Annotated in this window: 14 protein-coding genes and 1 other RNA gene; all 15 read left to right on the top strand. The window is 63.0% G+C overall.

Features of this window, described 5'->3' with window-relative positions; genetic code table 11:
* Positions 1-57 precede the first annotated feature (57 nt).
* The 15 genes from rnpB (at position 58) to ftsA (ending at position 16,265) form a co-directional block, all read left to right on the top strand.
* Positions 58-431, top strand: an RNA gene (gene rnpB / locus ACMGGN_RS17565) — RNase P RNA component class A.
* Between the two features lie 308 nt (positions 432-739).
* A complete protein-coding gene (gene mraZ, locus ACMGGN_RS17560; protein ID WP_011535546.1) occupies positions 740-1,195 on the top strand; it encodes a division/cell wall cluster transcriptional repressor MraZ in 456 nt (151 codons plus the stop codon).
* A complete protein-coding gene (gene rsmH / locus ACMGGN_RS17555) occupies positions 1,192-2,139 on the top strand; it encodes a 16S rRNA (cytosine(1402)-N(4))-methyltransferase RsmH (RefSeq protein WP_012312860.1) in 948 nt (315 codons plus the stop codon). Before mraZ ends, rsmH begins: the two co-directional genes overlap by 4 nt.
* Positions 2,136-2,429 carry a cell division protein FtsL gene (ftsL, locus tag ACMGGN_RS17550; RefSeq protein ID WP_012312861.1) on the top strand — a complete coding sequence of 98 codons (294 nt, stop codon included), beginning with the start codon at positions 2,136-2,138 and terminating at the stop codon, positions 2,427-2,429. The genes rsmH and ftsL overlap by 4 nt, the downstream gene beginning before the upstream one ends.
* The gene (locus tag ACMGGN_RS17545) at positions 2,429-4,162 is read left to right on the top strand and encodes a peptidoglycan D,D-transpeptidase FtsI family protein (protein WP_161872110.1); all 1,734 of its coding nucleotides are present in this window, start codon (positions 2,429-2,431) and stop codon (positions 4,160-4,162) included. The genes ftsL and ACMGGN_RS17545 overlap by 1 nt, the downstream gene beginning before the upstream one ends.
* Positions 4,159-5,649 (top strand): UDP-N-acetylmuramoyl-L-alanyl-D-glutamate--2,6-diaminopimelate ligase, encoded by a 1,491-nt coding sequence (gene murE / locus ACMGGN_RS17540; protein ID WP_182445246.1) that lies wholly within the window; start codon positions 4,159-4,161, stop codon positions 5,647-5,649. Before ACMGGN_RS17545 ends, murE begins: the two co-directional genes overlap by 4 nt.
* Entirely contained in the window at positions 5,642-7,009 is a 1,368-nt protein-coding gene (locus tag ACMGGN_RS17535; RefSeq protein ID WP_414156148.1) for a UDP-N-acetylmuramoyl-tripeptide--D-alanyl-D-alanine ligase, read from the top strand. Before murE ends, ACMGGN_RS17535 begins: the two co-directional genes overlap by 8 nt.
* Positions 7,009-8,091: a phospho-N-acetylmuramoyl-pentapeptide-transferase gene (mraY, locus tag ACMGGN_RS17530; RefSeq protein ID WP_012312865.1), complete on the top strand. Its 1,083-nt coding sequence runs from the start codon at positions 7,009-7,011 to the stop codon at positions 8,089-8,091. The genes ACMGGN_RS17535 and mraY overlap by 1 nt, the downstream gene beginning before the upstream one ends.
* A gap of 6 nt (positions 8,092-8,097) precedes the next feature.
* Positions 8,098-9,444: a UDP-N-acetylmuramoyl-L-alanine--D-glutamate ligase gene (gene murD, locus ACMGGN_RS17525; RefSeq protein ID WP_046784851.1), complete on the top strand. Its 1,347-nt coding sequence runs from the start codon at positions 8,098-8,100 to the stop codon at positions 9,442-9,444.
* Positions 9,441-10,655, top strand: a complete 1,215-nt coding sequence (gene ftsW / locus ACMGGN_RS17520; RefSeq protein ID WP_046784852.1) for a putative lipid II flippase FtsW — start codon at positions 9,441-9,443, stop codon at positions 10,653-10,655. Before murD ends, ftsW begins: the two co-directional genes overlap by 4 nt.
* On the top strand, positions 10,645-11,724 hold the full coding sequence (gene murG / locus ACMGGN_RS17515; protein WP_119688321.1) for an undecaprenyldiphospho-muramoylpentapeptide beta-N-acetylglucosaminyltransferase: 1,080 nt from the start codon (positions 10,645-10,647) through the stop codon (positions 11,722-11,724). Before ftsW ends, murG begins: the two co-directional genes overlap by 11 nt.
* Positions 11,717-13,165 carry a UDP-N-acetylmuramate--L-alanine ligase gene (gene murC, locus ACMGGN_RS17510; RefSeq protein WP_046784854.1) on the top strand — a complete coding sequence of 483 codons (1,449 nt, stop codon included), beginning with the start codon at positions 11,717-11,719 and terminating at the stop codon, positions 13,163-13,165. Before murG ends, murC begins: the two co-directional genes overlap by 8 nt.
* Positions 13,162-14,118 (top strand): D-alanine--D-alanine ligase, encoded by a 957-nt coding sequence (locus tag ACMGGN_RS17505; protein ID WP_046784855.1) that lies wholly within the window; start codon positions 13,162-13,164, stop codon positions 14,116-14,118. The genes murC and ACMGGN_RS17505 overlap by 4 nt, the downstream gene beginning before the upstream one ends.
* Positions 14,119-14,124: 6 nt before the next feature.
* Positions 14,125-14,994 (top strand): cell division protein FtsQ/DivIB, encoded by an 870-nt coding sequence (locus ACMGGN_RS17500; protein ID WP_012312871.1) that lies wholly within the window; start codon positions 14,125-14,127, stop codon positions 14,992-14,994.
* Positions 14,995-15,008: 14 nt separating this feature from the next.
* Entirely contained in the window at positions 15,009-16,265 is a 1,257-nt protein-coding gene (gene ftsA / locus ACMGGN_RS17495) for a cell division protein FtsA (RefSeq protein WP_012312872.1), read from the top strand.
* The last annotated feature ends 23 nt before the right edge of the window (positions 16,266-16,288 follow it).

Genomic DNA, 16,288 nt, shown 5'->3' with positions numbered 1-16,288 from the left:
GATATAGTTGCGGTATTGCTTGTTCTTGAGCGCAGCTGCCGTTAACCTTGGCGCCGGAGAGTCGATCGGACAGTCGCTGCCTGCTTTTGTTCCGCAACTTTTGTTGCGTAACGGCGGGGGGAGGAAAGTCCGGGCTCCATAGGGCAGAGTGCCAGGTAACGCCTGGGAGGCGCGAGCCTACGGAAAGTGCCACAGAAAATAACCGCCTAAGCACTTCGGTGCCGGTAAGGGTGAAAAGGTGCGGTAAGAGCGCACCGCACGTCTGGCAACAGTTCGTGGCTAGGTAAACCCCACTCGGAGCAAGACCAAATAGGGTTCCATCAGGCGTGGCCCGCGTCGGAACCGGGTAGGTTGCTAGAGGCGTCCAGTGATGGCCGTCGTAGAGGAATGACTGTCCTCGACAAAACCCGGCTTACAGATCGACTCTCCACCTCTCCTCCCTTCTGCTCGATCGATAGCAGAGCGCGTTTGTAATACCGAAAAGATCTTACTCTTAATAAATCACTTTAAGTTCAAACGGTATCCGTTTGAGTGGGTTTGATTTTTCACGTTTTTTTTTGCCCCCAGTACTCCTTCCTTCTTCCTTTATTGAGCTAAATCTCGGTCCTGTAAGGGTTTTCCCTATGAACGCGCCTTGACGGTGCAGCGGACGGATTCCTATAGTGTGCGCAAGTGGCAGAAAGTGGGATGAAGTGGGTTTTCTGGCACAAAAAAGCTACCATTGTGGGGAATCGCAGCCGTGTTCCGCGGAGCCAACGCCGTCAGCCTCGATGCAAAGGGCCGTCTCGCCATGCCGAGCCGGTACCGTGACGAGCTCGATTCGCGTTGCAATGGTCAGCTGATCGTGACCATCGACGCCGTCGACCCCTGCTTGTGTGTTTATCCCCTCGATGAGTGGGAGCAGATTGAAGCCAAGTTGCGTGCCTTGCCGTCGTTGCGTGAGGAAAACCGCCGCCTGCAGCGTTTGCTGATCGGTAATGCGGTGGACCTGGAGCTCGACGGCAGTGGCCGTTTCCTGGTACCGCCCCGCCTGCGGGAGTACGCCAAGCTGGACAAGAAGGCGATGCTGGTGGGGCAGTTGAACAAATTCCAGCTGTGGGATGAGGATGCCTGGAACGCAGTTTCGGCAGCCGACCTTGCAGCTATCCAACAACCGGGCGCCATGCCCGACGATTTACGTGACCTGATCCTGTGACCATAGATAGCGGCTTCAACCACATCACCGTCCTGCTCGACGAAGCTGTCGAGGCATTGGCCCTGCGCGCCGACGGTTGCTATCTCGACGGCACCTTCGGCCGCGGCGGGCACAGCCGTCTGATCCTCAGCAAGCTCGGGCCGCAAGGGCGGCTGCTGGGCTTCGACAAAGATCCTCAAGCGATTGCCACGGGGCAAGCGCTGGCGGCCGAAGACGGCCGCTTTGTCATTGTGCAGCGCAGTTTTGCCGAACTGGGCGCGGAAGTGGCCGAGCGCGGGCTGGCTGGCAAGGTCAGCGGTATCCTGCTTGATCTGGGCGTGTCCTCGCCCCAGCTGGACGACCCCGAGCGCGGTTTCAGTTTCCTCAATGACGGCCCGCTGGACATGCGCATGAACCCCGACCAGGGCATCAGTGCTGCCGAGTTCATCGCCACCGCGCCGGTTGAGGAAATTGCCCGCGTTTTCAAAGAGTACGGCGAGGAGCGTTTTGCCGGGCGCATGGCGCGTGCCGTGGTAGAGCGCCGCGAAAAGCAGCCGTTCACGCGTACTGCGGACTTGGCCGAAGTGCTCAAGGTCGCCAACCCTGCCTGGGAAAAAGGTAAAAATCCGGCTACCCGTGCCTTCCAGGGCCTGCGCATTCACGTCAACAACGAGTTGGGCGACCTTGAGGCCGGCCTTGAGGCTGCGCTCGATGCGCTGGAAGTCGGCGGCCGTCTGGCGGTGATCAGCTTCCACTCGCTGGAAGACCGTATCGTCAAGCTGTTCATGCGCAAACTGGTCAAGGGTGAAGCGGACAACCTGCCGCGCAACCTGCCGGTTCAGCACAAGGTCTTCGAGCCGAAAATCCGTCTGATCGGCAAGGCCCAGTTTGCTTCCGAAGCCGAGCTCAAGGCCAACCCGCGGTCGCGCAGCGCCGTGATGCGGGTGGCGGAGAAGCTTCGGTGAGCCGGCTATTTGCCAAACCTTTGCCAGGCGGAAGCTTCCTGATGCTTCTGCTGTTCGTTGGCGTGCTTGTTTCGGCCATTGCCGTATCGTACAGCGCCCACTGGAATCGCCAGTTGCTCAACACCCTGTACGGCGAGTTGAATGAGCGCGACAAGGCCCAGGCCGAGTGGGGCCGGCTGATCCTCGAACAAAGCACCTGGACCGCTGCCAGCCGCATCGAGAACCTGGCTTCCGAGCAGCTGAAGATGCACGTGCCTGCCGCCGACGAAGTACGGATGGTGGCGCCATGATGAAGCTCGAAGGCGCGCTCTACCCCTGGCGCTTCCGCGTGGTGATCGGCTTGCTGGCGTTGATGGTCGGTGCCATCTGCTGGCGCATCATCGACCTGCAGGTGGTCGACCGTGACTTCCTCAAGGGCCAGGGCGATGCCCGCAGCCTGCGTCATATCCCTATTCCGGCACACCGTGGTCTGATTACCGATCGCAATGGTGAGCCTCTGGCCGTCAGTACGCCTGTCACCACCTTGTGGGCCAACCCCAAGGAAATGCAAGCCTCCAAGGAGCGCTGGCCGCAACTGGCCGCAGCACTGGGGCAAAACGCCCAACAGCTGAGCGAGCGCCTGACCCAGCAGGCCAGCAAAGAATTCATCTACCTGGTCCGCGGCCTGACCCCGGAGCAGGGGCAGCATGTGCTCGACCTGAAAGTGCCGGGTGTATACGGCCTTGAAGAATTCCGCCGCTTCTATCCCGCCGGTGATGTCACCGCGCACATGGTCGGTTTCACCGACCTGGATGACCATGGCCGCGAAGGGGTGGAACTGGCCTACGATGAATGGCTGGCCGGGGTGCCCGGCAAGCGGCAAGTGATCAAGGACCGGCGCGGCCGCTTGATCAAGGACATTCAGGTAACCAAGAACGCCAAGGCCGGCAAGACCTTGGCGTTGTCCATCGACCTGCGCCTGCAATACCTGGCCACTCGCGAACTGCGTAACGCAATCGCCGAACAGGACGCCAAGGCCGGCAGCCTGGTGATCATGGATGTCAAGACCGGTGAGGTCCTGGCGATGGTCAACCAGCCGACCTACAACCCGAACAACCGTCGCACCATGTTCCCGGCGGCGATGCGTAACCGGGCGATCATTGACGTGTTCGAGCCAGGCTCCACGGTCAAACCGATCTCCATGAGCGCCGCATTGGAGAGTGGGCGCTGGAAGCCCACCGACAAGGTCGAGGTGTACCCGGGCAGCTTGCAGATCGGCCGCTACACCATCAAGGACGTGTCCAGGAGCGAGGGGCCGATCCTCGACCTGACCGGCATCCTGATCAACTCCAGTAACGTCGGCATGAGCAAGATCGCCTTCGATATCGGCGGCGAAGCCATCTACCGGGTCATGTCCCAGGTCGGCCTTGGCCAGTACACCGGCCTTGGGTTCCCGGGTGAGCGCGTTGGCAACCTGCCCAACCATCGCGAGTGGCGCAAGGCCGAAACCGCGACCTTGTCCTATGGCTACGGCGTCTCGGTTACCGCCCTGCAGCTGGTGCATGCCTACGCGGCGCTGGCCAACGACGGCAAGATGGTGCCGCTGTCGATCCTCAAGGTCGACAAGGCGCCCGAGGCAGTCCAGGCCATTCCAAAGGACACCGCCGAGACCGTGCAAGGCATGTTGCAGCAAGTGATCGAGGCGCCGCGCGGGGTATTCCGTGCCCAGGTGCCGTTCTATCACGTGGCCGGCAAGTCCGGTACCGCACGTAAAGCCACAGTTGGCGCCAAGGGCTACACCGAAAACGCCTACCGCTCGCTGTTCGCCGGCTTCGGCCCGATGAGCGACCCGCGTTACGCCATTGTCGTGGTCATCGACGAGCCGAGGAAAGGCGGTTATTTCGGTGGTCTGGTATCGGCGCCGGTGTTCAGCAACGTCATGTCGGGCACCCTGCGGCTGATGAATGTGCCGCCAGACAACCTGCCACCGCCTGCCGACCCGCAACAAGTCAATGCAGTACCCGCCAAGGGAGGGCGTGGATGATGACAATGCCACTGAGCAAGCTTTTCGCCCACGCCAGTCGCGACCCGCTGATCCGTGAGCTGACCCTGGACAGCCGTGCTGTGCGCGCAGGTGACCTGTTCCTGGCCGTGCCGGGGGCCAAGGTCGATGGCCGTGACCATATCAGCGACGCGCTGGCCCGTGGTGCCGCCGCAGTCGCTTACGAACAGCAGGGCACCCATGTGCTGCCGATCACCGATGTGCCGCTGATCCCGGTCAAAGGCCTGATCGCCCAGCTGTCGGATATTGCCGGCCGCTTCTATGGCGAGCCGAGCCGTCAGCTGAACCTGGTCGGGGTTACCGGCACCAACGGCAAGACCAGCGTCACTCAGCTGGTGGCCCAGGCGCTCGATGCACTTGGCCAGCGGTGCGGCCTGATCGGCACCCTGGGTACCGGGTTTCATGGTGAGTTGCAGAGCGGTCGGTTGACCACGCCAGACCCGATTGCGGTGCAGTCGACCCTTTATGATCTGAAAAAGGCTGGCGCCAAGGCTGTGGCGATGGAAGTATCCTCGCACGCCCTGGAACAGGGTCGTGTTGCTGCGCTGGAATTCGATATCGCGGTGATGACCAACCTGTCCCGTGATCATCTGGACTATCACGGCAGCATGGAGGCCTATGAGGCCGCGAAGGCCAAGCTTTTCGCCTGGCCTGGCCTGCGTTGCCAGGTGGTCAACCTGGATGACGGATTCGGGCGTCGCCTGGCGGCTGATTTTGCCCGTCGTCCGAGTGTCGATCATATCGAGACCCGTTTGCTCAGCTATAGCCTGGAAAACTCCGACGCTTCCTTGTATTGCCGTGAAGCCAAATTCGACGACGATGGCGTACGCGCCATCATCGTCACTGCCCAGGGTGAGCGCACCTTGCGCAGCCAGCTGCTGGGCCGCTTCAACTTGAGCAACATGCTCGCGGCCGTGGCCACTCTGATGGCTCTGGATTATTCGCTGGATGAAATCCTCAAGGTCACCCCGCAATTGCAGGGCCCGGTGGGCCGCATGCAGCGCCTTGGCGGTGGTGAGAAGCCGCTGGTGGTGGTCGACTACGCGCACACTCCTGACGCCCTGGAAAAAGTACTCCAGGCCCTGCGCCCGCACGCCCACGGCCAATTGCTGTGCCTGTTCGGTTGTGGCGGCGATCGCGATCGTGGCAAGCGTCCGCTGATGGCCGAGGTGGCCGAGCGCCTGGCTGACCGTGTACTGGTCACTGACGATAACCCACGTACCGAAGACCCGCAGGCCATCTTCAACGACATTCGCCCTGGTTTTGCCCGGCCCGCCGAGGTCGAGTTCATCGCTGGCCGTGGCGAGGCCATTGCACACCTGATCGCTTCTGCTGCCGCCTCGGACGTCATCGTCCTGGCCGGCAAGGGGCACGAGGATTACCAGGAAATCAATGGCCAGCGCCATGACTTCTCCGACTTGGTCGAAGCCGAAAAGGCACTTGCAGCCTGGGAGGCTCCACATGCTTAAGCCCATGACACTCAGCCAGCTGACCGCAGCACTGAGCGCTCGCCTGGTCGGCGCAGACGCCAGCTTCAGCGGTGTCAGCATCGACAGCCGCAGCGTCGGCGCCGGGCAGTTGTTCGTCGCCCTGGCGGGGCCGCGTTTCGATGGCCACGACTACCTGGCCGATGTGCAGGCCAAGGGGGCTGTGGCAGCGCTGGTGGAGCGTGAAGTGGCCGATGTCGACCTGCCGCAACTGGTGGTTGCCGACAGTCGTCTGGCCCTCGGCCAGCTTGGTGCGCTGAACCGTGCCGGCTACGACAAACCTGTGGTAGCGATCACCGGCTCCAGCGGCAAGACCACGGTCAAAGAGATGCTTGCCTGCATCCTGCGTACCCGTGGCCCTGTTCATGCCACCCGTGGCAACCTGAACAACGACCTGGGTGCACCGCTGACCCTGCTGGAAATTGCCCCGCAGCACAGCGCCGCCGTCATTGAGCTGGGCGCTTCGCGCATTGGCGAGATCCGCTATACCGTGGGCCTCACCCAGCCACAGGTGGTCATCATCAACAACGCAGGTACTGCCCACGTCGGCGAGTTCGGCGGGCCAGAGAAGATCGTTGAAGCCAAGGGCGAGATTCTCGAAGGGCTGGGCGAGGGTGGCACGGCCATCCTCAACCTGGACGACAAGGCCTTTGCCATCTGGAAGGCGCGTGCGGGTGCGCACAAGGTCATCAGCTTTGCCCGCAGCGACGCCCGCGCCGACTTCCATGCCACCGACATCGGGCGCGACGCGCGGGGTTGCCCGTCGTTCACACTGCATGGCGCCGGCGCATCGGTGGCCGTGCAGCTCAATGTGCTCGGTGAGCATAACGTCAGCAACGCCTTGGCCGCCGCCGGCGCCGCCCATGCCGTTGGTCTGAGCCTGAGCGGCATTGCCGCCGGCCTGAACGCCATGCAGCCGGTCAAGGGCCGTACCGTGGCGCAAATCGCCCCGAATGGCGTGCGCGTGATCGATGACAGTTACAACGCAAATCCCACCTCGATGTGCGCGGCCATTGATATACTCGCCGGCTTTTCCGGTCGCACCGTTCTGGTGCTGGGGGATATCGGCGAGCTGGGGCAGTGGGCCGAAGAAGGCCACCGTCAGGTGGGCGATTACGCGCGCGGTAAGGTCGATGCCCTGTATGCAGTGGGTACCAACATGACACATGCGGTCAAGGCGTTCGGCGCCAATGGCCGTCATTTCGCAACTCAAGCTGAGCTGATCGAGGCCGTTCGTGCCGAAACTGCCAGCAACACCACTATCTTGATCAAGGGCTCGCGCAGCGCTGCGATGGAAAACGTCGTGGCTGCATTGTGCGGTGCCAGCGGGGAGAAACATTAATGCTGCTGCTGTTGGCTGAGTATCTGCAACAGTTCCACAAAGGCTTCGCGGTCTTCCAGTACCTGTCCCTGCGCGGGATCCTTGGCGTACTGACCGCGTTGTCGCTGGCGCTGTGGCTGGGCCCGTGGATGATCCGTACCCTGCAGATCCGCCAGATCGGTCAGGCCGTCCGTAATGACGGCCCGCAATCGCACTTGTCCAAATCCGGCACGCCAACCATGGGTGGTGCCTTGATCCTGTCCGCCATCGGCATCAGCACCCTGCTGTGGGCCGACCTGTCGAACCGCTATGTGTGGACGGTACTGATCGTCACGCTGCTGTTCGGCGCCATCGGATGGGTCGACGACTACCGCAAGGTGATCGAAAAGAACTCGCGCGGCCTGCCTAGCCGCTGGAAGTACTTCTGGCAGTCGGTGTTCGGCCTGACGGCGGCGATCTTCCTGTATCAGACGGCCCCGACCACAGTCGAAACCACCCTGATCGTGCCGTTCCTCAAGGACGTCACCATCCCGCTGGGCATCGGCTTCGTCGTCCTCACCTACTTCGTCATCGTCGGATCGAGCAATGCGGTCAACCTGACCGATGGCCTTGATGGCCTGGCGATCATGCCGACAGTGATGGTTGGCGGTGCGCTGGGCATCTTCTGCTACCTGTCGGGTAACGTGAAGTTCGCTGAGTACTTGCTCATTCCTTATGTGCCGGGTTCAGGTGAGCTCATCGTGTTCTGCGGCGCGCTGATCGGCGCCGGCCTGGGCTTTTTGTGGTTCAACACCTATCCGGCCCAGGTGTTCATGGGTGACGTCGGCGCGCTGGCGCTGGGCGCTGCACTGGGCACCATCGCCGTGATCGTGCGCCAGGAAATCGTGCTGTTCATCATGGGCGGCATCTTCGTGATGGAAACCCTGTCGGTGGTGATCCAGGTCGCTTCCTTCAAGCTGACCGGCAAGCGCGTGTTCCGCATGGCACCGATCCACCACCACTTTGAACTCAAGGGTTGGCCTGAACCACGGGTGATTGTCCGTTTCTGGATCATCACCGTGATTCTGGTGCTGATCGGCCTTGCAACCCTGAAACTGAGGTAGACGAGCGTGTCACTGATCGCTTCCGACCAATTCCGCATCGTTGTCGGCCTCGGCAAGAGCGGCATGTCCCTGGTTCGCTTCCTGGCGAACCAGGGCATTGCCTTTGCGGTCGCCGACACCCGCGAGCAACCGCCGGAACTGGACACCCTGCGCCGTGATTACCCGCAGGTGGAAGTACGCTGTGGTGAACTGGACGTGGACTTCCTGTGCCGCGCCAACGAGTTGTACGTGAGCCCAGGCCTGGCACTGGCCACGCCGGCCCTGCAGCAGGCGGCTGCGCGTGGCGTGAAGCTGTCCGGTGACATCGAACTGTTCGCCCGCCATGCCAAGGCGCCGATCGTGGCGATCAGTGGCTCCAATGCGAAAAGCACGGTAACCACCCTGGTCGGCGAGATGGCCGCCAAGGCCGGCAAGCGCGTGGCCGTCGGCGGCAACCTGGGTACACCGGCCCTGGACCTGCTCAGTGATGATGTCGAGTTGTATGTCATGGAGCTGTCGAGCTTCCAGCTGGAAACCACCGACCAGCTCAATGCCGAAGTTGCCACCGTGCTGAACATCAGCGAAGACCACATGGACCGCTACAGCGGCCTGCCGGCCTATCACCTGGCCAAGCACCGGATATTCCGTGGCGCCCGCCAAGTGGTGGTGAACCGCCAGGATGCCCTGAGCCGGCCGTTGCCGGTCGAAAATCGCCCGTGCTGGAGCTTTGGCCTGAATCAGCCGGACTTCAAGGCCTTCGGCTTGCGTGAAGTCGAGGGCGAGAAGTACCTGGCTTTCGAGTTCCAGGCACTGATGCCGGTCCGTGACCTGAAAATTCGGGGTGCCCACAACCAGAGCAACGCCCTGGCGGCCCTGGCCCTCGGGCATGCCGCCGGTCTGCCGTTCGAGCCGATGCTCGAAGCCCTGCGCGAATTCGGCGGCCTGGCCCATCGTTGCCAATGGGTGCGTGCGCGCAACGGTGTGAGCTGGTACGACGATTCCAAGGCGACCAACGTCGGTGCTGCCCTGGCCGCCATCGAAGGCCTGGGCGCGGATATCGACGGCAAGCTGGTGCTGATCGCCGGCGGCGACGGCAAGGGTGCCGATTTTGCCGCCCTGCGTGAGCCGGTGGCACGTTTTTGCCGCGCCGTTGTGTTGCTCGGCCGTGATGCTGAACGCCTGGCCGAGGTGCTAGGTGATGCCGTGCCGCTGGTGCGGGTCAAGACGCTGGACGAGGCCGTGCAGCAATGCGCCGAGCTGGCTCTGCCGGGTGACGCCGTGTTGCTGTCGCCGGCGTGCGCCAGCCTCGACATGTTCAAGAACTTTGAAGAACGCGGGCGGCTGTTCGCCCAGGCGGCGGGAGGGCTGGCATGATCTTCGGCATCCTCAAGCCGTACCCGTCGCCGCTTATCAGCGGCCGTGGCATCGACCTCGACTTCGCCTTCCTGGCCGGCTGCCTGGCGCTACTCGGCCTGGGCCTGGTGATGATCACCTCGGCGTCGTCGGAGGTGGCCGCAGTACAGTCAGGCAACCCGCTGTACCACATGTTCCGCCATCTGGTTTACGTGGCCATTGGCCTGGTCGCCTGTGGTGCGACCCTGCTGGTGCCGATCGCCACGTGGCAGCGCATGGGCTTCATGATGCTGGTTGGCGCCTTTGGCCTGCTGGTACTGGTGCTGGTGCCTGGCATCGGTCGGGAAGTGAACGGCTCGATGCGCTGGATCGGCTTCAGCTTCTTCAACGTCCAGCCTTCGGAGATCGCCAAGGTCTTCGTGGTCATTTATCTCGCCGGCTACCTGGTACGTCGGCAGACCGAAGTGCGCGAAAGCTGGATGGGCTTTTTCAAACCGTTCATCGTGCTGCTGCCGATGGCCGGCCTGCTGCTGATGGAGCCGGACTTCGGTGCCACCGTGGTCATGATGGGCGCTGCCGCAGCCATGCTGTTCCTCGGCGGCGTAGGGTTGTTCCGCTTCAGCCTGATGGTGGTGCTGGCGGTGGTCGCAGTGTTCGTGCTGGTGCAGGCGCAGCCCTACCGGATGGCGCGCCTGATCACTTTTACCGACCCCTGGTCCGACCAGTTCGGCTCTGGTTACCAGTTGACCCAGGCATTGATCGCCTTCGGCCGCGGCGAGTGGCTGGGCGTAGGGCTGGGCAACAGTGTGCAAAAGCAGTTCTACCTGCCTGAAGCGCACACCGACTTCGTGTTCTCGGTACTCGCCGAGGAGTTGGGCGTGGTCGGTTCGCTGGTGACCATCGCGCTGTTCGTATTCGTGACCGTGCGCGCCCTCTACATCGGCCTGTGGGCCGAGAAGGCCAAGCAGTACTTTGCCGCCTACATGGCATTTGGCCTGGCGTTCCTGTGGATTGGCCAGTTCCTGATCAACATTGGCGTGAACGTCGGCTTGCTGCCGACCAAGGGCCTGACCTTGCCCTTCCTCAGTTACGGGGGCAGCTCCCTGGTGATCTGCTGTGCCTGCGTCGGCTTGTTGCTGCGTATCGAATGGGAAAGCCGCACGCACCTGGGCAGCGAGGAACACGAATTCAGCGAAAGCGATTTTGCCGAGGAGACCAGTCATGGCCGCTGACGGCAAAAACGTACTGATCATGGCGGGTGGCACCGGAGGCCATGTGTTCCCGGCCCTGGCCTGCGCACGTGAGTTCCAGGCGCGCGGCTATACCGTGCACTGGCTGGGCACCCCCCGTGGCATCGAGAATGAGCTGGTCCCCCAGGCCGGCCTGGCGCTGCACCTGATCCAGGTCAGCGGCTTGCGTGGCAAGGGCAAGCTGTCGCTGCTCAAGGCACCGTTTACCCTGGTCAAGGCCGTGCTCCAGGCGCGGCGTATCATTGGCCAGCTCAAGCCGGTCTGCGTGATCGGCTTCGGTGGCTATGTGACCGGCCCTGGCGGCGTCGCCGCGCGTCTGTGCGGTGTGCCGCTGGTGATTCACGAACAGAACGCCCGCGCCGGTACCGCCAATCGCCTGCTGGTGCCGTTGTCGGCGCGTGTCTGCGAGGCTTTCCCAGGCACGTTTGAAGCTGGCGAAAAGCTGCGTACCACCGGCAATCCGGTGCGCCCTGAGCTGTTCATGGATGCGCAGCGTGCTCCCTTGGGCGAGCGCCGTGCCCGCCTGTTGGTCATGGGTGGCAGCCTGGGTGCGGAACCATTGAACAAATTGTTGCCTAAGGCCCTGTCCGAGGTGCCCGCTGACCTGCGGCCCGAGGTGTTCCATCAGGCCGGCAAGCACCACGCGCCGATCACCGCCGAGCGTTATCAAGAGGCGGGTGTCGAGGCTCAGGTAGAGCCGTTCATCAAGGACATGGCCCACGCCTATGGCTGGGCCGACCTGGTGGTGTGCCGGGCCGGTGCCCTGACCGTCAGCGAGCTCGCGGCGGCCGGCCTGCCTTCGATGCTGGTGCCTTTGCCCCATGCCATCGACGACCACCAGACCCATAACGCCCAATATCTGGCTCGGGAAGGCGCCGCCTTCCTCATGCCACAAGCGACAACTGGCGCAGCGCAACTCGCTGAACGCCTGAACGAGGTGCTGATGCAACCCGAGAAACTCAACACCATGGCACGCACCGCACGGGGCCTTGCCAAACCTTCCGCAACCAGCACCGTGGTCGATATCTGCCTGGAGGTGGCCCATGGTTGAAAGCCAGAAAGCCATGCCCCAGCCGAAGATGGGCCGTATTCATCGTATCCACTTCGTCGGTATCGGCGGCGTGGGCATGTGCGGTATTGCCGAAGTGCTGCTGAACCTGGGCTATGAAGTGTCCGGCTCCGACCTCAAGGTGTCGCCGGTTACCCAGCGCCTGGAGTCGTTCGGTGCCGAGATCTTCGTTGGCCACCGTGCCGAAAACGCCGCCAATGCCGATGTACTGGTGGTGTCCAGCGCCATCAACCCGGCCAACCCGGAAGTCGCCACTGCGCTTGAACGGCGCATTCCAGTGGTGCCGCGTGCCGAAATGCTCGCTGAGCTGATGCGCTACCGCCATGGTGTGGCGGTTGCCGGTACCCATGGCAAAACCACCACCACCAGCCTGCTGGCCTCGGTATTTGCCGCCGGTGGCCTGGACCCGACGTTCGTCATCGGTGGCCGCCTGACCGCTGCCGGCACCAATGCGCAGTTGGGAACCAGCCGTTACCTGATCGCCGAAGCCGACGAAAGCGACGCCAGCTTCCTGCACCTGCAGCCGATGGTTGCTGTGGTCACCAACATCGACGCCGACCACATGGCCACCTACGAGGGTGACTTCAACAAACTGAAGAAAACCTTCGTCGAGTTCCTGCACAACCTGCCGTTCTACGGCCTGGCCGTGATGTGCCTGGACGACCCGGTGGTGCGTGAGATCCTGCCGCAGGTCAAGCGCCCGACCGTGACCTACGGTTTCAGCGAAGAGGCTGACATCCGCGCGATCAACGTCAGCCAGAAGGGCATGCAGACCCACTTCACCGTGCTGCGCCGTGATCGTGAGCCGCTGGAAGTGTCGGTCAACATGCCGGGTAACCACAACGTGCTCAATGCCCTGGCCACCATCGCCATCGCCACCGACGAAGGCATCAGCGACGAAGCCATCGTGCAGGGGCTTTCCGGCTTCCAGGGTGTCGGTCGACGCTTCCAGGTGTACGGCGAACTGCCGGTTGAAGGCGGCAGCGTGATGCTGGTCGACGACTACGGCCACCACCCGACCGAAGTGGCGGCGGTGATCAAGGCTGTACGCGGTGGCTGGCCAAGCCGTCGCCTGGTCATTGTCTACCAGCCACACCGTTACAGCCGCACCCGTGACCTGTACGACGATTTCGTGCAGGTGCTGGGCGATGCCAACGTGCTGCTGCTGATGGAGGTGTACCCGGCCGGTGAAGAGCCGATACCCGGTGCCGACAGCCGTCAGCTGTGCCACAGCATCCGCCAGCGCGGCAAGCTGGACCCGATCTACATCGAACGCGGCGCCGAGCTGGCACCGCTGGTCAAGCCGCTGCTGCGTGCCGGTGACATCCTGCTGTGCCAGGGTGCCGGCGATGTCGGTGGCCTGGCCCCGCAATTGATGAAAAGCCCGCTGTTCGCTGGCGCCAAGCAGGAGAAGTCGAAATGACCAGCGCCTACGAGAAGCTACATTCGACCCTGGACGTCAACGCGTTCGGTCGTGTCGCTGTACTGTACGGCGGCAAGAGCGCCGAGCGTGAAGTCTCGCTCAAGTCGGGCGCTGCCGTGATCGAGGCGCTGCGCAGCGCCGGTGTCGACGTGGTCGCCATCGACGTGGGCGACGACCTGCTGGCCCGCCTGCAAAGCGAGAAGATCGACCGTGCCTTCATCATCCTGCACGGCCGCGGCGGTGAGGACGGCAGCATGCAAGGCCTGCTGGAGTGCCTGGGCATTCCCTACACCGGCAGTGGCATCCTCGCCTCGGCCCTGGCCATGGACAAGCTGCGGACCAAGCAGGTATGGCAAAGCCTGGGCATTCCGACCCCGCGTCATGCTGTGCTGGCCAGCGAAGAAGATTGTGTTGTAGCTGGTACGGAACTGGGCTTCCCGCTGATCGTCAAACCTGCCCATGAAGGCTCTAGCATCGGCATGGCCAAGGTGAACAGCGAGCAGGAACTGGTCGCTGCCTGGCAAGACGCCGCCAAATACGATTCTCAGGTGCTGGTCGAGCAATGGATTCACGGCCCGGAGTTCACCATTGCCGTTCTGCGTGGCCAGGTGCTGCCGCCGATCGCCCTGGGCACTCCGCACGTGTTCTACGACTACGACGCCAAGTACATCGCCAATGACACCCAGTACCGCATTCCGTGCGGGCTGGACAGTGCCAAGGAGCAGGAGCTTATCGACCTGACCGCGCGCGCCTGCGATGCCATCGGCATTGAAGGGTGGGGCCGTCTGGACGTGATGCAGGACGAGCAGGGCCGGTTCTGGCTGCTCGAAGTAAACACCGCGCCGGGCATGACTGATCATAGCCTGGTGCCCATGGCGGCCCGCGCGGCCGGTCTGGACTTCCAGCAACTGGTGCTGGCGATCCTGGCCGACAGCGTAGCGACGCGAGGTTAACAAACCATGCAAGGCGCAATGATACGTCAGCAGCAACCCGTTACCGGCCGTAGCAAGCCGGTGCCGCGTGGTGCCAGCCGACTGGTGGCCGACGAGCCCGTATCGGCGCGCCTGCCGCGGCCCAGCCTGGGCGGCCTCAAGCGCCTGCTGTGGCCGGTGTTGCTGGTGGCCGCAGGCTTTGGCGCCTACGAGGGCGCCATTCGCCTGATGCCGTACGCCGACCGGCCGATCACCAAGATCGACGTGCAGGGCGACCTCAGTTACATCAGCCAGCAGTCGGTGCAGCAGCGGATCGCGCCATACGTGGCAGCGAGTTTCTTCAGCGTCGACCTCACGGCGATGCGAGCCGAGCTCGAGCAGATGCCATGGATCGCCCACGCCGAAGTACGCCGGGTTTGGCCGGACGAGGTGGTGATTCGCCTGGAAGAACAGTTGCCGGTGGCACGCTGGGGTGAGGAAGCCTTGCTCAACAACCAGGGCCAGGCCTTCACCCCGCGCGAGCTGGCCAACTACGAGCATCTGCCGCAGTTGGCCGGGCCGCAGCGTGCCCAGCAGCAAGTCATGCAGCAGTATCAGGTTTTGAGCCAGATGCTGCGCCCCTTGGGCTTTTCCATCGCTCGCCTGGAGCTGCGCGAGCGTGGCAGCTGGTTCCTGACCACCGGTGCGGGCAGCACCGGGCAGGGCGTCGAGCTGCTGCTGGGGCGCGATCATCTGGTGGAGAAGATGCGCCGTTTCATTGCCATTTACGACAAGACACTCAAAGAGCAGATCACCAACATCGCCCGCATTGATCTGCGTTATTCCAACGGACTTGCCGTTGGTTGGCGGGAACCGAACGCACCGACGACGGCCCAACCCGCCGTTGCGAAGAATTAGAGAGAGGCAGGACCATGGCAAACGCGCATAGCGGCAAAATGATCGTCGGGCTGGACATTGGCACCTCCAAGGTGGTGGCGCTGGTGGGTGAAGTAGGCGAAGACGGTACCCTGGAGATCGTCGGGATCGGTACTCACCCTTCCCGCGGCCTGAAGAAGGGCGTGGTGGTGAACATCGAGTCCACCGTGCAGTCGATCCAGCGCGCAGTGGAAGAAGCGCAGCTGATGGCTGGCTGCCGCATCCACTCGGCGTTCGTCGGCGTGGCCGGCAACCATATCCGCAGCCTGAACTCCCACGGCATCGTCGCCATTCGCGACCGCGAGGTCAGCCTTGCCGACCTCGAGCGTGTGCTTGACGCTGCCCAGGCCGTGGCCATTCCGGCTGACCAGCGCGTGCTGCACACCCTGCCGCAGGACTACGTGATCGATAACCAGGAAGGTGTGCGCGAGCCGCTGGGCATGTCTGGCGTGCGCCTGGAAGCCAAGGTTCACGTGGTCACTTGCGCGGTCAACGCGGCGCAGAACATCGAGAAGTGCGTGCGCCGTTGTGGCCTGGAAATCGACGACATCATCCTCGAGCAACTGGCCTCGGCCTACTCGGTGCTGACCGACGATGAGAAAGAGCTCGGTGTGTGCCTGGTGGACATCGGCGGCGGCACCACCGACATCGCCATCTTCACCGAAGGCGCGATCCGTCACACTGCGGTCATCCCGATTGCCGGCGACCAGGTCACCAACGACATCGCCATGGCCCTGCGTACACCCACCCAGTACGCCGAGGAAATCAAGATCCGTTACGCCTGCGCCTTGGCCAAACTGGCCGGCGCCGGCGAGACCATCAAGGTGCCGAGCGTGGGCGACCGCCCACCGCGCGAACTGTCGCGCCAGGCCCTGGCCGAGGTGGTAGAGCCCCGTTACGACGAGCTTTTCACGCTGATCCAGGCCGAGCTGCGCCGCAGCGGTTACGAGGACCTGGTGCCGGCCGGCATCGTCCTCACCGGCGGCACCGCGAAGATGGAAGGCGCCGTGGAACTGGCCGAAGAAATTTTCCACATGCCGGTACGCCTGGGCGTACCGCACAGCGTTCGGGGGTTGAGCGACGTGGTGCGCAACCCGATCTATTCCACCGGCGTGGGCTTGCTCGCTTACGGCCTGCAGAAGCAGTCCGAAGACTTGCCCCTGACCGGTAACAGCAGCAGCAACAGCTATGGCGATGAACCGAAGGCCCCAGTGCTTGAGCGCTTCAAGCGGTGGGTTCAGGGCAACTTCTAAGTTTCAAAGCAGTAGTGGTAGGC

The organism is Pseudomonas sp. BNK-30 (genome assembly GCF_047456185.1).
GTDB lineage: Bacteria > Pseudomonadota > Gammaproteobacteria > Pseudomonadales > Pseudomonadaceae > Aquipseudomonas > Aquipseudomonas putida_E.
This window is presented reverse-complemented; position numbering and strand designations above follow the sequence as displayed.